This window comes from Mangrovimonas sp. sgz306409 (genome assembly GCF_059735265.1).
This window is the reverse complement of sequence record NZ_JCAPEU010000005.1, coordinates 132,544-147,876: the sequence shown is the minus strand read 5'-3', so window position 1 is coordinate 147,876 and position 15,333 is coordinate 132,544. Positions and strand designations below refer to the sequence as shown.

The following is a 15,333-nucleotide window of genomic DNA, read 5'->3' as shown; positions in this document are numbered from 1 at the left end:
TCTAAACTCTTATGAACTCCCAAACCCTATTCTATATCATCATTGCCATTATTGTTCTGGATTTTATCATCGACAAAGTGTTGGACGCCCTAAACGCCAAACATTTTAAAGATCCTATTCCAGAAGAATTGCATGATGTATATGATGAAGAAGCCTATAAAAAATCACAGGACTATAAAGCTACCAATTACCGTTTTGGTTTATGGAGTTCCAGTTTTTCAATACTAACAACAATTGCCTTTTTAATCTTTGGCGGTTTTGAGTATGTGGACCAATGGGCTCGAAATTTCAGCGACCAGCCAATTGTGATTGCCTTGATATTCTTTGGAATTATCATGTTGGCAAGTCAGTTAGGGAGTCTCCCATTTTCTTACTACCGAACCTTTGTAATCGAAGAGCGTTTTGGATTCAATAAAACCAGTAAAGGCACTTTTATTTTGGATAAGCTTAAAGGACTACTCATGGGCGCTATTGTAGGAGGAGGTTTGCTGGCCTTGATTATTTGGATCTACCAACTCACCCAAGAACGCTTTTGGCTATATGCATGGGGCGTCATTGCACTTTTTTCTGTGGTAATGAATATGTTTTACTCCAAACTTATTGTGCCTCTGTTCAACAAACAAAGTCCTTTGGAAGATGGTCCCTTGCGTGAAAAAATTTCGGAATACGCTCAATCGGTTGGATTTCAACTCGACAATATTTTTGTGATTGATGGTTCCAAACGCTCCACCAAAGCCAATGCCTATTTTTCGGGATTTGGAAGTCAAAAACGCGTGACTTTATACGATACGCTTATCAAGGATTTGGAAGAAGATGAAATTGTAGCTGTATTGGCACACGAGGTAGGACACTACAAAAAACACCATATCATTTTTAATTTGATAGCCTCACTATTACTAACTGGAGCAACCTTATTTATTCTATCCATTTTTATTTCCAATCCCCTATTATCGCATGCCTTGGGCGTGAGTGTTCCGAGTTTCCATGTGGGCTTGGTGGCTTTTGGATTGTTGTATGCGCCAATTTCGGAATTGACAAGTTTGGTGATGAACCATTTTTCCCGAGCTTTTGAATATCAGGCAGACAACTATGCCAAAAACACTTATAAAGCAGGGCCATTGGTGAGCGGCTTGAAAAAACTTTCCAAAAACAGTTTGAGCAACCTTACACCACACCCCGCCTATGTTTGGGTACACTATTCGCATCCTACACTCTTGCAACGGGTCAACAATTTATACCGTTCATAAGATGTTTATGGCATAGGTTCCCATGGATGGAGTATCCATAGGGTTACTATAGGGTTACTATAGGGTTGCTATGGGAATCCTATAGAGTAGGTTTTGGGGATTTCCACACCTCAAAAAATTTCTATCTATGGAAACAATAACCTTTTTGAAACCTATAAGGGTATTACAAATTATAAAGTAATCCAATTCGGAAAATACTTTCAATTTAGTATCTTGGTTGCATCATATAAAAAACTAAGGTCTTTAAAATAGAAAACCCTTAGCCCAACCAATACCAAACTTGAAATTCAGAAATAAGATTTTAGTTAGCGTTTTAGGCTTTTTGATCATTGGCTTTTTAATTCCTCAGAATCTAAAAATGCCCGTAATAGGAGCAACAAAATCCGATTACAATCCAAAATCATTTTGGTATTTCCCTTGGGGTAAATCCGTAACCCATAAAGGCGTTGATATATTTGCAAAAAAAGGCACTGAAATCCATTCCTCAACTTCTGGAATAGTATTATACTCAGGGACCATCAGTATGGGTGGTAATTTTGTATTGGTCCTTGGCCCTAAATGGAGACTTCACTATTATGCGCATTTGGATAAATTGAAAACCTCAACCTTTACCTTAGTTTCCAAAAATTCAGTTGTAGGAACAGTTGGCTCAAGTGGCAATGCTATTGGTAAAGCTCCGCATTTACATTATTCCATAGTAACCTTACTACCCTACATTTGGAAAATTGACACTGACAGACAGGGATGGAAAAAGATGTTCTATCTAAACCCAATTGAATTCTTTGAGAACTAAAACCTTTAAATAAACATTGTATTACACTCCAAATATTAACATAACCAAAACTAACATTATGATTGAAATTATCGCGATTATTTCCTTGAGTAAATCCATAAAAACCATGGTACTTGAAAAAGGACTAAAACCAACTAAGTACATTGTTACAATGATAGTATTGTGGATTTTATTTGAATTTCTATTTGCTATAATTGGAGCAATAATTTTTGGAGAAGGCCTAATGATTTACCTTTTCTGTATGTTGGGTGCTGCGCTTGGTGGGTATACTGGATATAGCATCGCCAAAAATGCCAAACCCAATGGATCCCATACAGTTGTAGAAAATTTACAAAACTAACCAAACCCCATATAATGACAGATTACTCTGAACGCCTAAAACATCTTGATGACAAAAAACTTATGGATGTTGTCAAAAATTATCGTCAATATGGTTATGACATTTCTGTTCGAGTCACAGCTATTTCAATTCTGGGAGAAAGAGGATTTTCAGAAGAAACATTAGAGCTTACGGGAAATATGGTTAACAAAACATATGACTACGCGGAAACTCTATATAATTCATTTAAAAGAAATTCCAAGGTAGCATTCATCCTCTTCTGTGTTCTTCTAATCACCAATATATCAACTTCTATTTTTGCAGTAAGCGCCAACTATTTGACTTCTGTTTCTGTGTCAATAAATGCCATAACAACCATTCTTTACTTTCTTTTTTTAATTAAATCATTCTTAAATCAAAACAAGTTTTACAAGGTCACTAATGACGATTATGGTACAGAGGGAGCCCTAATGTACTTCCTCTTAGGCATGCCACTTTATATTGTTATGTATTTTTATTTTGGAAATCAAATGAAAGAAAAAATGAAAGATATCCAATAAGATTCTTTCCCTCGAGATAACATTCGCGCGGTTATTTTTCTTGAAGAAAGCAAACCACTCTATTTTCAAGTAATTACCCTTGCCAAGAAGAATAAAAGGAATCCTAGAAATTATTGATTTTTAGCATTAAAACCCACAATATCTCTCATCAAAACCCTAATACCTGGGCAAAAATTCCTTACTTTTATATGGCCTAAAAACCTTAACAAATAAGGTCCATTTTAAACTTACCAAATGAAAATATCCAACATCTCCAAAACCCTAGTTCTTGGACTAAGTTTAGCCCTTGTAAGCTGCGCCGAAACCGCCAAAACCAAAACCGTTGCTCAAGAAGCCCCTATAAGCAAAGAAGCCTTTGAGGAAGCCCATAGCATTGTGACCCAAAACTGTGTGACCTGTCATGCTCCTGCCGGCAACCCAACCACAAGAATTGCCCCACCACTCATTGCTGTTAAGGATCATTACTTAAAACCAGACATGACGGAAGCTGAATTTGTTCAGTCCGTAGCCAGTTTTTTAAACACCCCGAAAATAGAAAACTCACAAATGCCTAGAGCTGTAGAGCGGTTTGGTCTGATGCCTAAACTAGGCTATTCCCAAACCCAACTAGAAGCTGTAGCCACTTATATTTATAGAGCTAAATTGGATCAACCGGATTGGTTTGCAACCCATCACCAACAACGCGAAGCCGATTTGATGAAGTATTCTGAAACCGGTACCCAAGATTACCTCAAGAACGGAATGAGCATTGCCCTATCCACTAAAGCAGTTTTGGGCAAAAACCTGTTAACCGCCATCCAAACCAAAGGCACTGCAGGAGCTTTGGAATTTTGCAACGAAAGAGCCATTGTTCTTACAGATAGTATGTCTACCGAACTGCACGCCAATGCGAAACGTGTTTCAGATAAAAACAGAAACCCTAACAATCTAGCAAATGCTACGGAACTAGACTATATCGCAGTGGCAAAACAAGATATTGCAGCCACAGGAGAAGCAAGCCCTAAAATGGTTGAAGACAACGGAAAATTAATAGGTTACTACCCTATCATGACCAATCAAATGTGTTTACAGTGCCACGGCACCCCAGACAAAGACATTATGCCTGAAACCTTAATGACGCTCAAAGAAAAGTATCCACAAGATTTAGCCACAGGATATGGTATAGATGAACTGCGTGGGATTTGGGTCATTGAAATGGATAAACCCCAGTAAGTAATAAAATTAACCTAAGATCACATTGCCCCCATAGGCCGCTCCAATTCCTGCAGTAGTTTATAAAACCTAGGATCTTCTGGATACAATTCCATTAATCCCTTACAAATAGCGCGTGCCGTATTTAAATCGCCAGTATTCATGGCCGCAATCATTTTAATGTACAGCAAATCGGTATTGTTTGGATCGTATTGCAGTGCTTTATCCAAAACTTGCGAAGACAATTTAAAATTATTGGCCTCCTGCAGTTTTAAGGCATAATTGTAATATGCGCGTAAATTAAAGGGCTCTTTTTGGCAGGCTTCACCCAAATATTTCAAGGACATTTCATCCTGACCCATTTCATTATAAAGTAACCCCAACATATAGTATGAATAACTGTTATTCGGTTCAAACTCTAAAATGTCTTTATAGTATTTTGCCGCATTTTCAAAATCGCCGTTTTGATAATACAGTAATGCCAAATTGTTTCTGGCATTATTGTTATAACTATCAAACGAAATGGCTTTTTGATAGGCTGCAATAGCCTTTTCTACATCCTTTTTCAAATAATGATGCTCAGCTATCTGTACCTGCCCCAATGAAAAATCGGAGTTCATGTCCTGAAACTCCCCAAATTCTCTAAAGGCTTCGGCAAAACCATCCAACTGAGAGGTTTCATGACCATAAATGTCCAAATATTTAGCTGAAGTAATGCGTACCACTCGAACCGAATCCTTTAAAAGTTTGGCAACTTCCTTAATACTGGTTGTATCTCCTATTTGGGTCAACGCGGTTACGGCTTCATTTCGCACCAAGGCCGACGAATCCTTTAAAAAGGCTTTCAATTGCTCCAATTCTTTTGAAGTCAATGCCATGTTTCCATAATTGCTCAAAGCGGTCGCCCGAAGCAATTCTGAAGCTTGATGATTTGAGGCCAAAGTGTGAAAGGCATCTTTATCACCAGCATAACCCGCCAACAGATAATCGGATGGATGGTCTTTGGCATCGATAGCCTTGGTTTTCCCCAAAGTCTTAAGGGCGTTTAAGGCCCATTCTGGCGTTTTATCTTCATGGCATCTATTACACGCATTTGGTGTGCCGTAAGCTAAACTCTGATCGGGTCTCGGCACTCTAAAACTATGATCTCTTCTAAAATCATTCCCCATATACGTCCGCCCTGTCATATGGCAGTTCACGCATTGGGCCGCCTCAGTACCTGCCATATGAAAATGATGGGTTTCCGTATCGTAAACAGTAGGTGCATGACAATTCAAACAAAGAGCATTACCCTGCTCTTTCAACTTTAGGGAATGAACATTGTGGCAATCGCGACAGGACACTCCGTTTTCATACATTTTACTCTGCACAAAGGATCCATACACATACACCTCGTCATAAATCTGTCCATCAGGCTCATATAAAGGCTGCGTTAAAAGTGCCGGTAAATATTGATCCAAGAATGCCTCATCATGCGTAAAATCCTTGGTAAGTTGGGTCCTTCTTGAATGGCAACGCGCACATTGATTCACCAAAGTTTGAGGTGCCGTATCGGGCGTCATGGTCAATTTACTTTTATAGATAGGATCTTCACCTTCTTCGTAGAATTTCACATGGTTACTGGCTGGCCCGTGGCAAGCTTCACAACTTACATTGATAATTTTAAAAGTCGTATTATAGGATTCCGAAACTGGATCGTAGTTTTTATGCAAATCGGTGGAATGGCAATCGGCACAAGCCGTATTCCAACGCATCCCTCCTCCTGTCCAATGGATCCATTCATCGCTTCGTAACTCCAACTCGGGATATAGGTTGAACCATTGCTGTTTATCACTATCCCACGCAATCGTAAGACATTGCATTTTGCCTTTGTCCAACTCCACAATATATTGCTGTAACGGTGTGTACCCAAAGGTGTATTTTATCGGGTAATCTTGATAGGTATCATCAGGACCTGGAATATTCACATAAAAATTGGCATCTTTTTTATAAAAAGTCGCTTTCCCTCCTTTATATGGAAATTCCACATTATTAAAATCGCCCAACACCGAAACAGAATCGGCTACTTTCATGGCCAAATCATGATGGGAACCTTTCCAATCGTTATAAGCTTCCTGATGACAGGACATACAGGCTTCATCTCCCAAAAACGTAGCCACAGGCGTTGCACTTGCTAAATCTTTTTTATTGACATAGCCTTCATCTTTACACGAAAAAATAGTTAAAAACAGAAGGAATATTAGGGGCAAACAACGTTGTATTGGGAGCATATTCAATTATTTGGAACTCATTGATTATTACCAAATTTACAAATAAATACCAAAGAACAGCCGAAACATATGTAAGAAAATCAAACGTTTAAAGCCCAGAGCATTTCAAGCAAGCAGTTAAGAAAAAATAGCTACCTTAGTAATCCCACATCTTCCGATTCCAACTAACCTCCCAGAACTTTACAAAAAAAAAAAAAAACATATTGCAAGATGACAGCAAAAGTAGCATTTATAACCGGGGGAAGTCGCGGCTTGGGCAGAGACATGGCATTGGCCATTGCCAAAAAGGGACTCAATGTTGTTTTAACCTTCCAAAGCAATCAAGATAAAGCCAATGAAGTGGTTGCGGAAATAGAAGCTCTTGGCCGAAAAGCCATTGCCCTATCCTTAGACGTCACAAACCCTATTAGTTTCCCTGAAACCATAAAGCAAGTACAAACTGAAATGGCAAGCTCCTTTGGCTCCGATAAAATTGACTATTTGGTGAACAATGCCGGTATTGGTGCCTATGCTCCATTTTCAGAAACCACCGAGGCCCAGTTTGATAATATGTACCATATTCATTTCAAAGGTGTCGCTCTCCTAACCCAGCAACTGTTGCCTATGATGAATGATGGAGGCGGTATCGTTAATATTTCTTCTGGCTTAACACGTTTTGCCATTGGCGGATATGCCGCTTATGCGGCCATGAAAGGTGCTGTTGAAACTCTTTCCAAATATATGGCCAAAGAATTGGGCGAACGCAAAATCCGTGTGAATGTTGTGGCACCTGGAGCCATTGAAACCGACTTTGGTGGTGGGGCGGTAAGGGACAATAAAGAATTGAATGCCTTTATCGCTTCCATGACAGCCCTGGGCCGTGTAGGTCTCCCAGATGATATTGGAAGTGTGGTGGCATTTCTATGTACCGAAGATGCCAAATGGGTAAATGCCCAAAGAATTGAGGTCTCCGGAGGACAGATGATTTAGAACCAACCCTTTCAGTTTAGGTAACACAAGTCGAACATAAATCGTTTAGCGAATAGAGATATTCCTTAAATTAACCAAAAAGCTCACAACCAATCAATTTAACATGCCCATAAACAATACCCCTAGAACTCTCGCCCTAATTGCCGGGATTAGCTACTTGATTATTTTCTTCGCTGCTATTTTTGCCAACTTCTTTGTTTTAGAAGCACTTCTGAATGCTCCCGAAGAAACGATTTCAAAAAGCCATATGATGGTCCGCTTTGGGATTATGGCCTTTTTGCTTACGGTTGTATTTGACGTTGTCGTTGCCTGGGCCTTAAATGAATTGTTCAAATATCATTTTTTATCACAATTGAGCACTTTATTTAGAATGATGCACGCCGCTATTATGGCCGTAGCACTATTTGCCCTAGTGCAAACCTTGGAAGTTGAGGAAGCCAAAGACATTTTGCATTTAGTAAAACTTTTCAACACCATTTGGCTAATTGGCCTGTTCTTCTTCGGAATACATCTCATTCTTTTGGGACGCATTATAAAATCACCCAAAATAATAGCACTCTTCCTCATAATTGCGGGACTAATGTATATGGCAGATACAGCGGCACATTTTCTGTTGGCCAATTACCAAGCCTATAGTGATGTCTTTTTAGCCTTGGTAGCCATTCCCAGCATATTTGGAGAAATGTCCTTTGCCATATGGCTATTGATAAAAGGAGGCAAACCCAAACTAGAAAATCCCTAGTTTGGCCAAGCTTTACACTTTCTTGGCTTAAACTTTCATATAGAACAACCTTCTACATGGCAAATATTTAAAGAGTTCAAGCTAGCCAAAACCCTCAAAAAGCCGTTAAAACTATTGCGCATTTATTTTCTTTACATTACTTTAGATTTATGACAGAAGTAGAGATAGAAAAGGAGAATGCAGCCATTGCCAAGGCTTACAAAGAACTTCTCAAGGTAAGTTACCAAACATTAACCACAGAAGATAAAAAACTCATCCGACACGCCTTTGATGTGGCGGTGGAAGCCCATAATGGACAGCGCCGTAAATCTGGAGAAGCGTATATTTTCCACCCTATTGCTGTGGCCAAAATTGTGGCTCAGGAAATTGGGCTGGATGCCACTTCCATTGCTGCGGCCCTACTCCACGATGTGGTTGAGGATAATGAAAATTATACCAAGGAAGACATAGAGCGCATGTTTGGCGACACCGTTGCAAGAATTGTAGATGGGCTCACCAAGATTTCCTCCTTGAGCAAAGAGACCGATGTATCTACTCAAGCGGAAAACTTCCGTAAAATGTTGCTGACCCTTAACGACGACGTTAGGGTAATCATTATCAAAATAGCCGACCGTTTGCACAACATGCAAACCATGGATTCCATGCGTACGGACAAGCAGGAAAAAATTGCTTCGGAAACCCTGTACATCTATGCGCCTTTGGCACATCGTATTGGGCTTTATAATATCAAAACCGAATTGGAGGACCTCGGTTTAAAATATACCGAACCAGAAGTATACCATGACATCCTTCACAAAATCAAGGAGAGTAAGGAAGAACAGGATGCCTACATTAAAGCTTTTTCCAAAGTAGTTGTAGACGCCTTGGACAATGAAGGGTTGAATTACGAAATTAAGGGGCGCCCAAAATCCATTTTCTCTATTCGCAGAAAAATGATCAAGCAAGGCGTGTCTTTTGAAGAGGTTTACGACAAGTTTGCCGTTAGGATTATTTACAAATCCGATTTGGCCAACGAAAAGTTCCTAGCCTGGAAAATTTATTCCATCGTTACCGATCACTTCACCCCTAACCCTACCCGATTGCGCGATTGGATTTCATCACCAAAGTCTACTGGTTATGAAGCTTTGCATATCACGGTAATGGGTCCAAAAGGCCGTTGGGTAGAAGTTCAGATCCGTAGTGAACGGATGAATGAAATTGCAGAAAAGGGGTATGCTGCCCATTACAAATACAAACACGGTAATGCTGAAGATGCCTTAGATACTTGGATTGACAAGCTTCAGGAAGCTTTGGAAAGCAATGAGACCAATGCCGTGGATTTTGTGGAACAGTTCAAACTCAACCTTTATTCCAAAGAAATCTATGTGTTCTCCCCTAAAGGAGATTTAAAATCGTTACCAAAAGGCGCCTCTCCGCTTGATTTTGCATTCAGCATCCATACAGAAGTAGGCATGAAAACCCGTGGTGCTAAAGTGAATGGAAAACTTGTTCCGTTAAGCCAAGAGCTTAAAAGTGGCGACCAAGTAGAAATCCTTACCTCTGAAAACGCTAAACCCAATGCCAACTGGCTCGATTATGCCACTACGGCTCGAGCCCGAAGTAAAATTAAATCGTCCCTAAGGGAAGAGAAGAAACGCATTGGCGAAGATGGTAAGGAGATTTTAAGACGTAAGTTGAAACAGCTTAAAATCCACTTGGACGAAAAGACCATTAACGATATGGTGGTCTATTTTAAGCTAAAAACCAGTTTGGACCTATTCTATAGAGTTGGTGTGGGCACCATAGACAATACCATGCTGAAGGAATTTGCTGCCTCCAGAAGCAATGCCCTTATGAGTTTTATCAAAAATAAAATCACCAGAAGGCAAAATATTTCTAAGGAAGAACTCGATCGAGAAGAAGTGACTTCCAAATACGACATGCTGGTGTTTGGTAAGGAAGAAGAAAAATTGGACTATAAATTGGCAAGTTGCTGCAACCCTATTCCGGGAGATCCTGTCTTTGGATTCTTGACAATCAACGAAGGCATCAAGGTGCACAAAAAGAATTGCCCGAATGCGCTAAGCCTGCAATCCAACTATGCTTACAGAATTATGTTAGCCAAATGGATTGACTCTTCGCAACAGGAATTTTCTGCCATTATTACCTTGTCTGGAATCGATAATATTGGGCTTGTAAATGACATTACACGTATCATTTCTTCCAATATGCACGTAAACATGAAAAGCCTTAGTTTTGACTCGGATGACGGTATTTTCTCTGGAAAAATTAATGTGATTGTTAAGAATAATTCCATGCTAAAAAAGCTCATTGATAACCTGAAAAAAATTAATGGTATTGATAAGGTGAGTAGAGTGTAAAAAATGTGTAAATTTGCAACTTAATTATGAGTGTAAAAACAGAACAGACGAATCAGGAAATTGTAAAGAATGTATTTACTAATTTTCTGGAAGAAAAAGGTCACCGTAAAACACCGGAGCGTTACGCTATACTTCAGGAAATTTATGATAGTGAGGAGCATTTTGATATCGAATCTTTGTATATCAAAATGAAGAACAAAAACTATCGTGTAAGTCGTGCTACACTTTACAATACCATAGAGATTCTTTTGGAATGTGGCTTGGTACGTAAGCACCAGTTTGGTCAAAACCAAGCGCATTACGAAAAATCGTATTTCGATAAGCAACATGACCATGTTATCCTGACCGATACTGGTGAAGTTATCGAGTTCTGTGACCCTAGAATTCAATCGATAAAAAAAACGATTGAAGAGGTGTTTGATATTTCTATATCAAATCACTCACTTTATTTTTACGGAACGAAAAACAAACAACCTAACTAATTTTTATAATGGCAGTAGATTTACTACTTGGTTTACAATGGGGGGACGAAGGCAAAGGGAAAATTGTTGATGTATTGACCTCCAAATACAATATTATTGCACGCTTTCAAGGTGGGCCTAATGCAGGACACACTTTGGTTTTTAACGGCAAAAAACACGTGCTACACACCATTCCTTCTGGGATTTTTCATGAAGACACCGCAAATGTAGTAGGAAATGGCGTGGTAATAGACCCTGTTATTTTTAAAAAGGAATTGGACAAATTGGCTGAACAAGGGATTGACTACAAAAAATCTTTGTTGATTTCTAGAAAAGCCCACATCATTTTACCAACACACCGTTTATTGGATGCGGCCAGTGAAGCTTCCAAAGGAAAAGCTAAAATTGGCTCTACGCTTAAAGGGATTGGTCCAACTTACATGGACAAAACCGGAAGAAACGGAATTAGAGTTGGTGATATTGAATTAGCCGATTGGAAAGACAAATACCGTTCTCTAGCAGACAAGCACGAGGACATGATCAAGTTCTACAATGTTGAAATTCAATACGACCTGAAAGAACTTGAAGTTGAGTTTTTCGAGGCTATCGAAACTTTAAAAACATTAACCTTTATCGATTCTGAAGAGTATTTACACCAAGCTATGAAAGGTGGACAAACCATCTTGGCCGAAGGTGCTCAAGGATCGTTATTGGACATTGATTTTGGAACCTATCCATTTGTAACGTCTTCCAACACAACTGCTGCTGGAGCCTGTACAGGATTGGGAATTGCTCCTAACCAAATTGGGGAAGTTTTCGGAATCTTCAAGGCGTACACTACGCGTGTAGGTTCAGGACCATTCCCTACTGAGTTATTTGACACTAACGGCGAAATCATGGCCAAAGTAGGACATGAATTTGGAGCAACTACCGGTCGTCCAAGACGTTGTGGTTGGTTAGACTTGGTAGCCCTTAGATATGCTTGTCAAATTAACGGTGTTACCCAATTGATAATGATGAAAGGTGACGTACTTTCTGGTTTTGAAACCTTAAAAGTATGTACGGCCTACAATTATAAAGGTGAAGAAATTACACATTTGCCATTCAATATTGAAGAGGAAAACGTAACACCAATCTATACTGAATTTAAAGGTTGGAACGAAGACCTTACCGAAATGACCGAGGCTTCTCAAATGCCAAAAGCATTGAACGATTACATTGCCTTTTTGGAAAAAGAGCTTGAAATTCCAATTACCATTGTATCGGTAGGACCAGACAGAAAACAGACGATCGTTAGACAATAACATATCATCATACTAAAAAAGACCTGCTCTATGTTTATAATTTAGCAGGTCTTTTGTGTTAAAAAAAGTGTTAAGGCCCACCAAGACCTCTATTTAATAGTTATTTTTGAACCAAATCTTTGAAATTTGAAAGTCAACCAATTCGTATTAATTCTTCTTTTCTGTAGCTTTTTAACCACTCCCCTTTGGGCTCAAAACAAGCGTATACAAATTGAGTATTCTGGTTTTACGGTTAGGGACAGTACCATGGGAAAGGAAGTCACCACTTTTATTCGGGACGACAAACAACAAATCCATGTAGTCCATGAAGGAATTAATATGTATTGTGATAAGGCCATTTACTATAAAAACGAAAATTTTATAGAAGCCTTCAGCAATGTGCACATGCAACAGGGCGATACCATCAACATGACTTCCAAATATGTTGAATACAGTGGCATCACCCAATTGGCATTTGCCAGTGGCGATGTTGTGCTAACTGAGCCTCAATCTGTTTTAACAACCGACACCCTTTGGTTTGACAGGGCCAAACAACAAGCCTACTATAAAACACGAGGAAAAGTAGTTCGAGATACTTCCGGGACCATTACCAGTCAAATTGGAAGGTATTATATGAATGCTAAAAAATACCAATTTGTTCAGGATGTGGTGTTGGTCAATCCTCAGTATACCCTTAATACCCACCAACTCGATTTCTATACCGAAACGGGAGGTGCCTATATGTATGGGCCTTCAACCATTATAGGCGAAAACAACAATATTTATTGTGAACGTGGTTTTTACGACACCAATAATGACACTGGATATTTTGTAAAAAACTCTCGCATAGACTATGAACAGCGTATCGTTGAAGGTGATAGCCTCTACTTTGATCGTGCCAGAAGTTTCGCTTCGGCCACCAATAATATCAAGGTTACTGATACTATCAACAACAGCATTATCAAAGGGCATTACGCCGAAGTGTATCGGGCAAAAGATTCAGTATTTATTACCAAAAGAGCCTTGGCTATCGCAGTTCAGGAGAATGATTCCATCTACATTCATGCAGACACCCTCATGGTTACCGGAAAACCTGAACACCGAATCACGCGAGCCTATTATAATGCTAAAATGTACAAAAGCGATATGAGCGGAAAAGCAGATTCCATTCATGCCGACCAAAAAACAGGGCTTACCCAACTAATCAATTTAGAGCGTTTGTCTTCCAAAGATATTTTTGCCACAAAACGCAATCCTGTAATCTGGAATTTAGGAAACCAAATGACTGGGGATTCCATTCATTTAATTACCAATACCAAAAAGGAGCAATTGGATTCCCTGAAAGTATTTGAAAATGCCTTCTTGATTAGTAAGGACACGATCGGCGGTGGCTTCAACCAAGTAAAAGGGCAACGTTTGATTGGATTGTTCCGTGACAATGCCCTCTATAATGTGGACATCATCAAAAATGCCGAAGTCATCAACTATGTCAGGGATGATAAACAAGAATTGGTGGGGATAGACAAATCCAAATCGGGAAGCATCAACATTCAAATTGACGATAATACCATTACCGAAATTAGACTGATCAACCAAATAGATGGTGAACTCTATCCAGACTCCCAATTTCCTGAAAACGCAAGAAAGTTTAGAGGATTTGATTGGCGCGAAGAAGAACGCCCCAATAGTGTAGAAGACCTTTTTAAGGACGATCCGCCTTTAAACCTTCCGGTTATTAGAGGTTTGGATCCTTACGTCCCTCAGGAAGAATTTGTAGATGAAGCCATGTTGGAACGTGTTAAAGAGGCGGAACAAAAGAACCCGACCCAGGAGAATAAAGCAGCAAGAAACATTCCTACACCTTTGCAGGACAGTATTCAAACTAAAAAATCCCTAAAAAAACCATTACCCCGAACCCATAAAAGAGGTTAGTTATGGAAGATTTCATCAAATATCAAGCACAGACTTCCCCCAACCCGTTGGCCATGAAGATTTCTCATGCCAAGGGTTCCTATATTTATGATGCCGAAAACAAAGCCTATTTAGACTTTGTGGCAGGGGTATCGGCCTGTAGTTTGGGACACCAGCATCCTAGGGTAGTCAATGCTATCAAGGAGCAATTGGACAAGTACCTACACGTCATGGTTTATGGGGAGTACATCCAAGAGCCTGCCTTAGCGCTTGCCAAACTTTTGGCAGAGCATTTACCAGAACCATTGGAAAGCACCTATTTGGTTAATTCGGGAACCGAAGCCATTGAAGGGGCTATTAAACTGGCAAAACGCTATACAGGAAGAGGAGAAATTATTGCTGCCAAATCGGCTTATCACGGCAACACCATGGGCTCCATGAGCGTAATGGGCCATGAAGAACGCAAACAAGTCTTTCGCCCTTTGGTTCCCGGCATTCGATTTATTGAATTCAACAATCTTCCCGATCTTGATAAAATCACTTCCAAAACGGCAGGCGTTATTTTGGAAAGTATTCAAGGAGGTGCCGGGTTTATAGAACCTAAAAACGGTTACCTTACCAAGGTAAAGGCCCGTTGTGAAGAAGTTGGCGCGTTATTGATTTTAGATGAAATCCAACCAGGTTTTGGACGCACTGGAAAATTGTTTGGATTTGAAAATTATGATTGTGTTCCAGATATTTTGGTCACAGGAAAAGGCTTGGGTGGCGGTATGCCAATTGGTGCTTTTACAGCATCATTGGAAATGATGAATAGTTTACAGTATCAGCCCAAATTTGGCCATATTACCACCTTTGGAGGGCATCCCGTAATTGCTGCTGCTGCATTGGCAACGGTTAGAGAGATTACCGAAACCAATCTCATGGCTGAAGCCCTTGAAAAAGAAGCTTTGGTTCGCGAGCACTTGGTTCATCCGCTTATTAGGGAAATTAGAGGAAAAGGACTCATGTTGGCTGCCATGACCCCATCCGCAGACATCACAAACGAGGTGGTTTTGAGATGTCAGGACCGAGGATTGATATTATTTTGGTTACTCTTTGAGCCTAAAGCTATTAGAATCACCCCACCATTAACCATTTCTAAGAACGAAATTATTGAAGGCTGTAATATTATACTTTCAGTTTTGAATGAAATTTCGAATGAACAAACACTTTAAAAACGAAAAAACA

13 protein-coding genes are annotated in these 15,333 nt (G+C 39.7%); 12 read left to right on the top strand and 1 reads right to left on the bottom strand.

Going from position 1 to position 15,333, the window contains the following annotated elements; all coding sequences use genetic code 11:
• Positions 1-11 precede the first annotated feature (11 nt).
• From AC6I5C_RS10245 to AC6I5C_RS10225, 5 genes are all read left to right on the top strand, one after another.
• Positions 12-1,247 (top strand): M48 family metallopeptidase, encoded by a 1,236-nt coding sequence (locus AC6I5C_RS10245; RefSeq protein WP_497905075.1) that lies wholly within the window; start codon positions 12-14, stop codon positions 1,245-1,247.
• 358 nt (positions 1,248-1,605) lie between these two features.
• Positions 1,606-2,040: a M23 family metallopeptidase gene (locus AC6I5C_RS10240; RefSeq protein ID WP_497905074.1), complete on the top strand. Its 435-nt coding sequence runs from the start codon at positions 1,606-1,608 to the stop codon at positions 2,038-2,040.
• A 58-nt stretch (positions 2,041-2,098) separates the two neighbouring features.
• On the top strand, positions 2,099-2,380 hold the full coding sequence (locus tag AC6I5C_RS10235; protein WP_497905073.1) for a hypothetical protein: 282 nt from the start codon (positions 2,099-2,101) through the stop codon (positions 2,378-2,380).
• 14 nt (positions 2,381-2,394) lie between these two features.
• On the top strand, positions 2,395-2,919 hold the full coding sequence (locus AC6I5C_RS10230) for a hypothetical protein (protein ID WP_497905072.1): 525 nt from the start codon (positions 2,395-2,397) through the stop codon (positions 2,917-2,919).
• A gap of 234 nt (positions 2,920-3,153) precedes the next feature.
• Positions 3,154-4,131, top strand: coding sequence for a c-type heme family protein (locus tag AC6I5C_RS10225; RefSeq protein WP_497905071.1), 978 nt, complete (start codon positions 3,154-3,156; stop codon positions 4,129-4,131).
• A 20-nt stretch (positions 4,132-4,151) separates the two neighbouring features.
• Here AC6I5C_RS10225 and AC6I5C_RS10220 read toward each other — a convergent pair whose 3' ends face one another.
• Positions 4,152-6,380 carry a tetratricopeptide repeat protein gene (locus AC6I5C_RS10220; RefSeq protein WP_497905070.1) on the bottom strand — a complete coding sequence of 743 codons (2,229 nt, stop codon included), beginning with the start codon at positions 6,378-6,380 and terminating at the stop codon, positions 4,152-4,154.
• Positions 6,381-6,590: 210 nt separating this feature from the next.
• On the opposite strand from AC6I5C_RS10220, the gene AC6I5C_RS10215 reads away from it, so the two are divergent.
• From AC6I5C_RS10215 to AC6I5C_RS10185, 7 genes are all read left to right on the top strand, one after another.
• Positions 6,591-7,349 carry an SDR family NAD(P)-dependent oxidoreductase gene (locus AC6I5C_RS10215; RefSeq protein ID WP_497905069.1) on the top strand — a complete coding sequence of 253 codons (759 nt, stop codon included), beginning with the start codon at positions 6,591-6,593 and terminating at the stop codon, positions 7,347-7,349.
• A gap of 103 nt (positions 7,350-7,452) precedes the next feature.
• A complete protein-coding gene (locus tag AC6I5C_RS10210; protein WP_497905068.1) occupies positions 7,453-8,091 on the top strand; it encodes a DUF4386 domain-containing protein in 639 nt (212 codons plus the stop codon).
• Between the two features lie 149 nt (positions 8,092-8,240).
• Positions 8,241-10,451: a RelA/SpoT family protein gene (locus tag AC6I5C_RS10205; protein ID WP_053975576.1), complete on the top strand. Its 2,211-nt coding sequence runs from the start codon at positions 8,241-8,243 to the stop codon at positions 10,449-10,451.
• 26 nt (positions 10,452-10,477) lie between these two features.
• Positions 10,478-10,933 carry a Fur family transcriptional regulator gene (locus tag AC6I5C_RS10200; protein WP_053975577.1) on the top strand — a complete coding sequence of 152 codons (456 nt, stop codon included), beginning with the start codon at positions 10,478-10,480 and terminating at the stop codon, positions 10,931-10,933.
• A gap of 8 nt (positions 10,934-10,941) precedes the next feature.
• Complete coding sequence (locus AC6I5C_RS10195) at positions 10,942-12,216, top strand: adenylosuccinate synthase (protein WP_497905067.1); 1,275 nt, start codon at positions 10,942-10,944, stop codon at positions 12,214-12,216.
• Between the two features lie 126 nt (positions 12,217-12,342).
• Positions 12,343-14,127 carry an OstA-like protein gene (locus AC6I5C_RS10190; RefSeq protein WP_497905066.1) on the top strand — a complete coding sequence of 595 codons (1,785 nt, stop codon included), beginning with the start codon at positions 12,343-12,345 and terminating at the stop codon, positions 14,125-14,127.
• A gap of 2 nt (positions 14,128-14,129) precedes the next feature.
• On the top strand, positions 14,130-15,320 hold the full coding sequence (locus AC6I5C_RS10185) for an aspartate aminotransferase family protein (protein ID WP_497905065.1): 1,191 nt from the start codon (positions 14,130-14,132) through the stop codon (positions 15,318-15,320).
• The last annotated feature ends 13 nt before the right edge of the window (positions 15,321-15,333 follow it).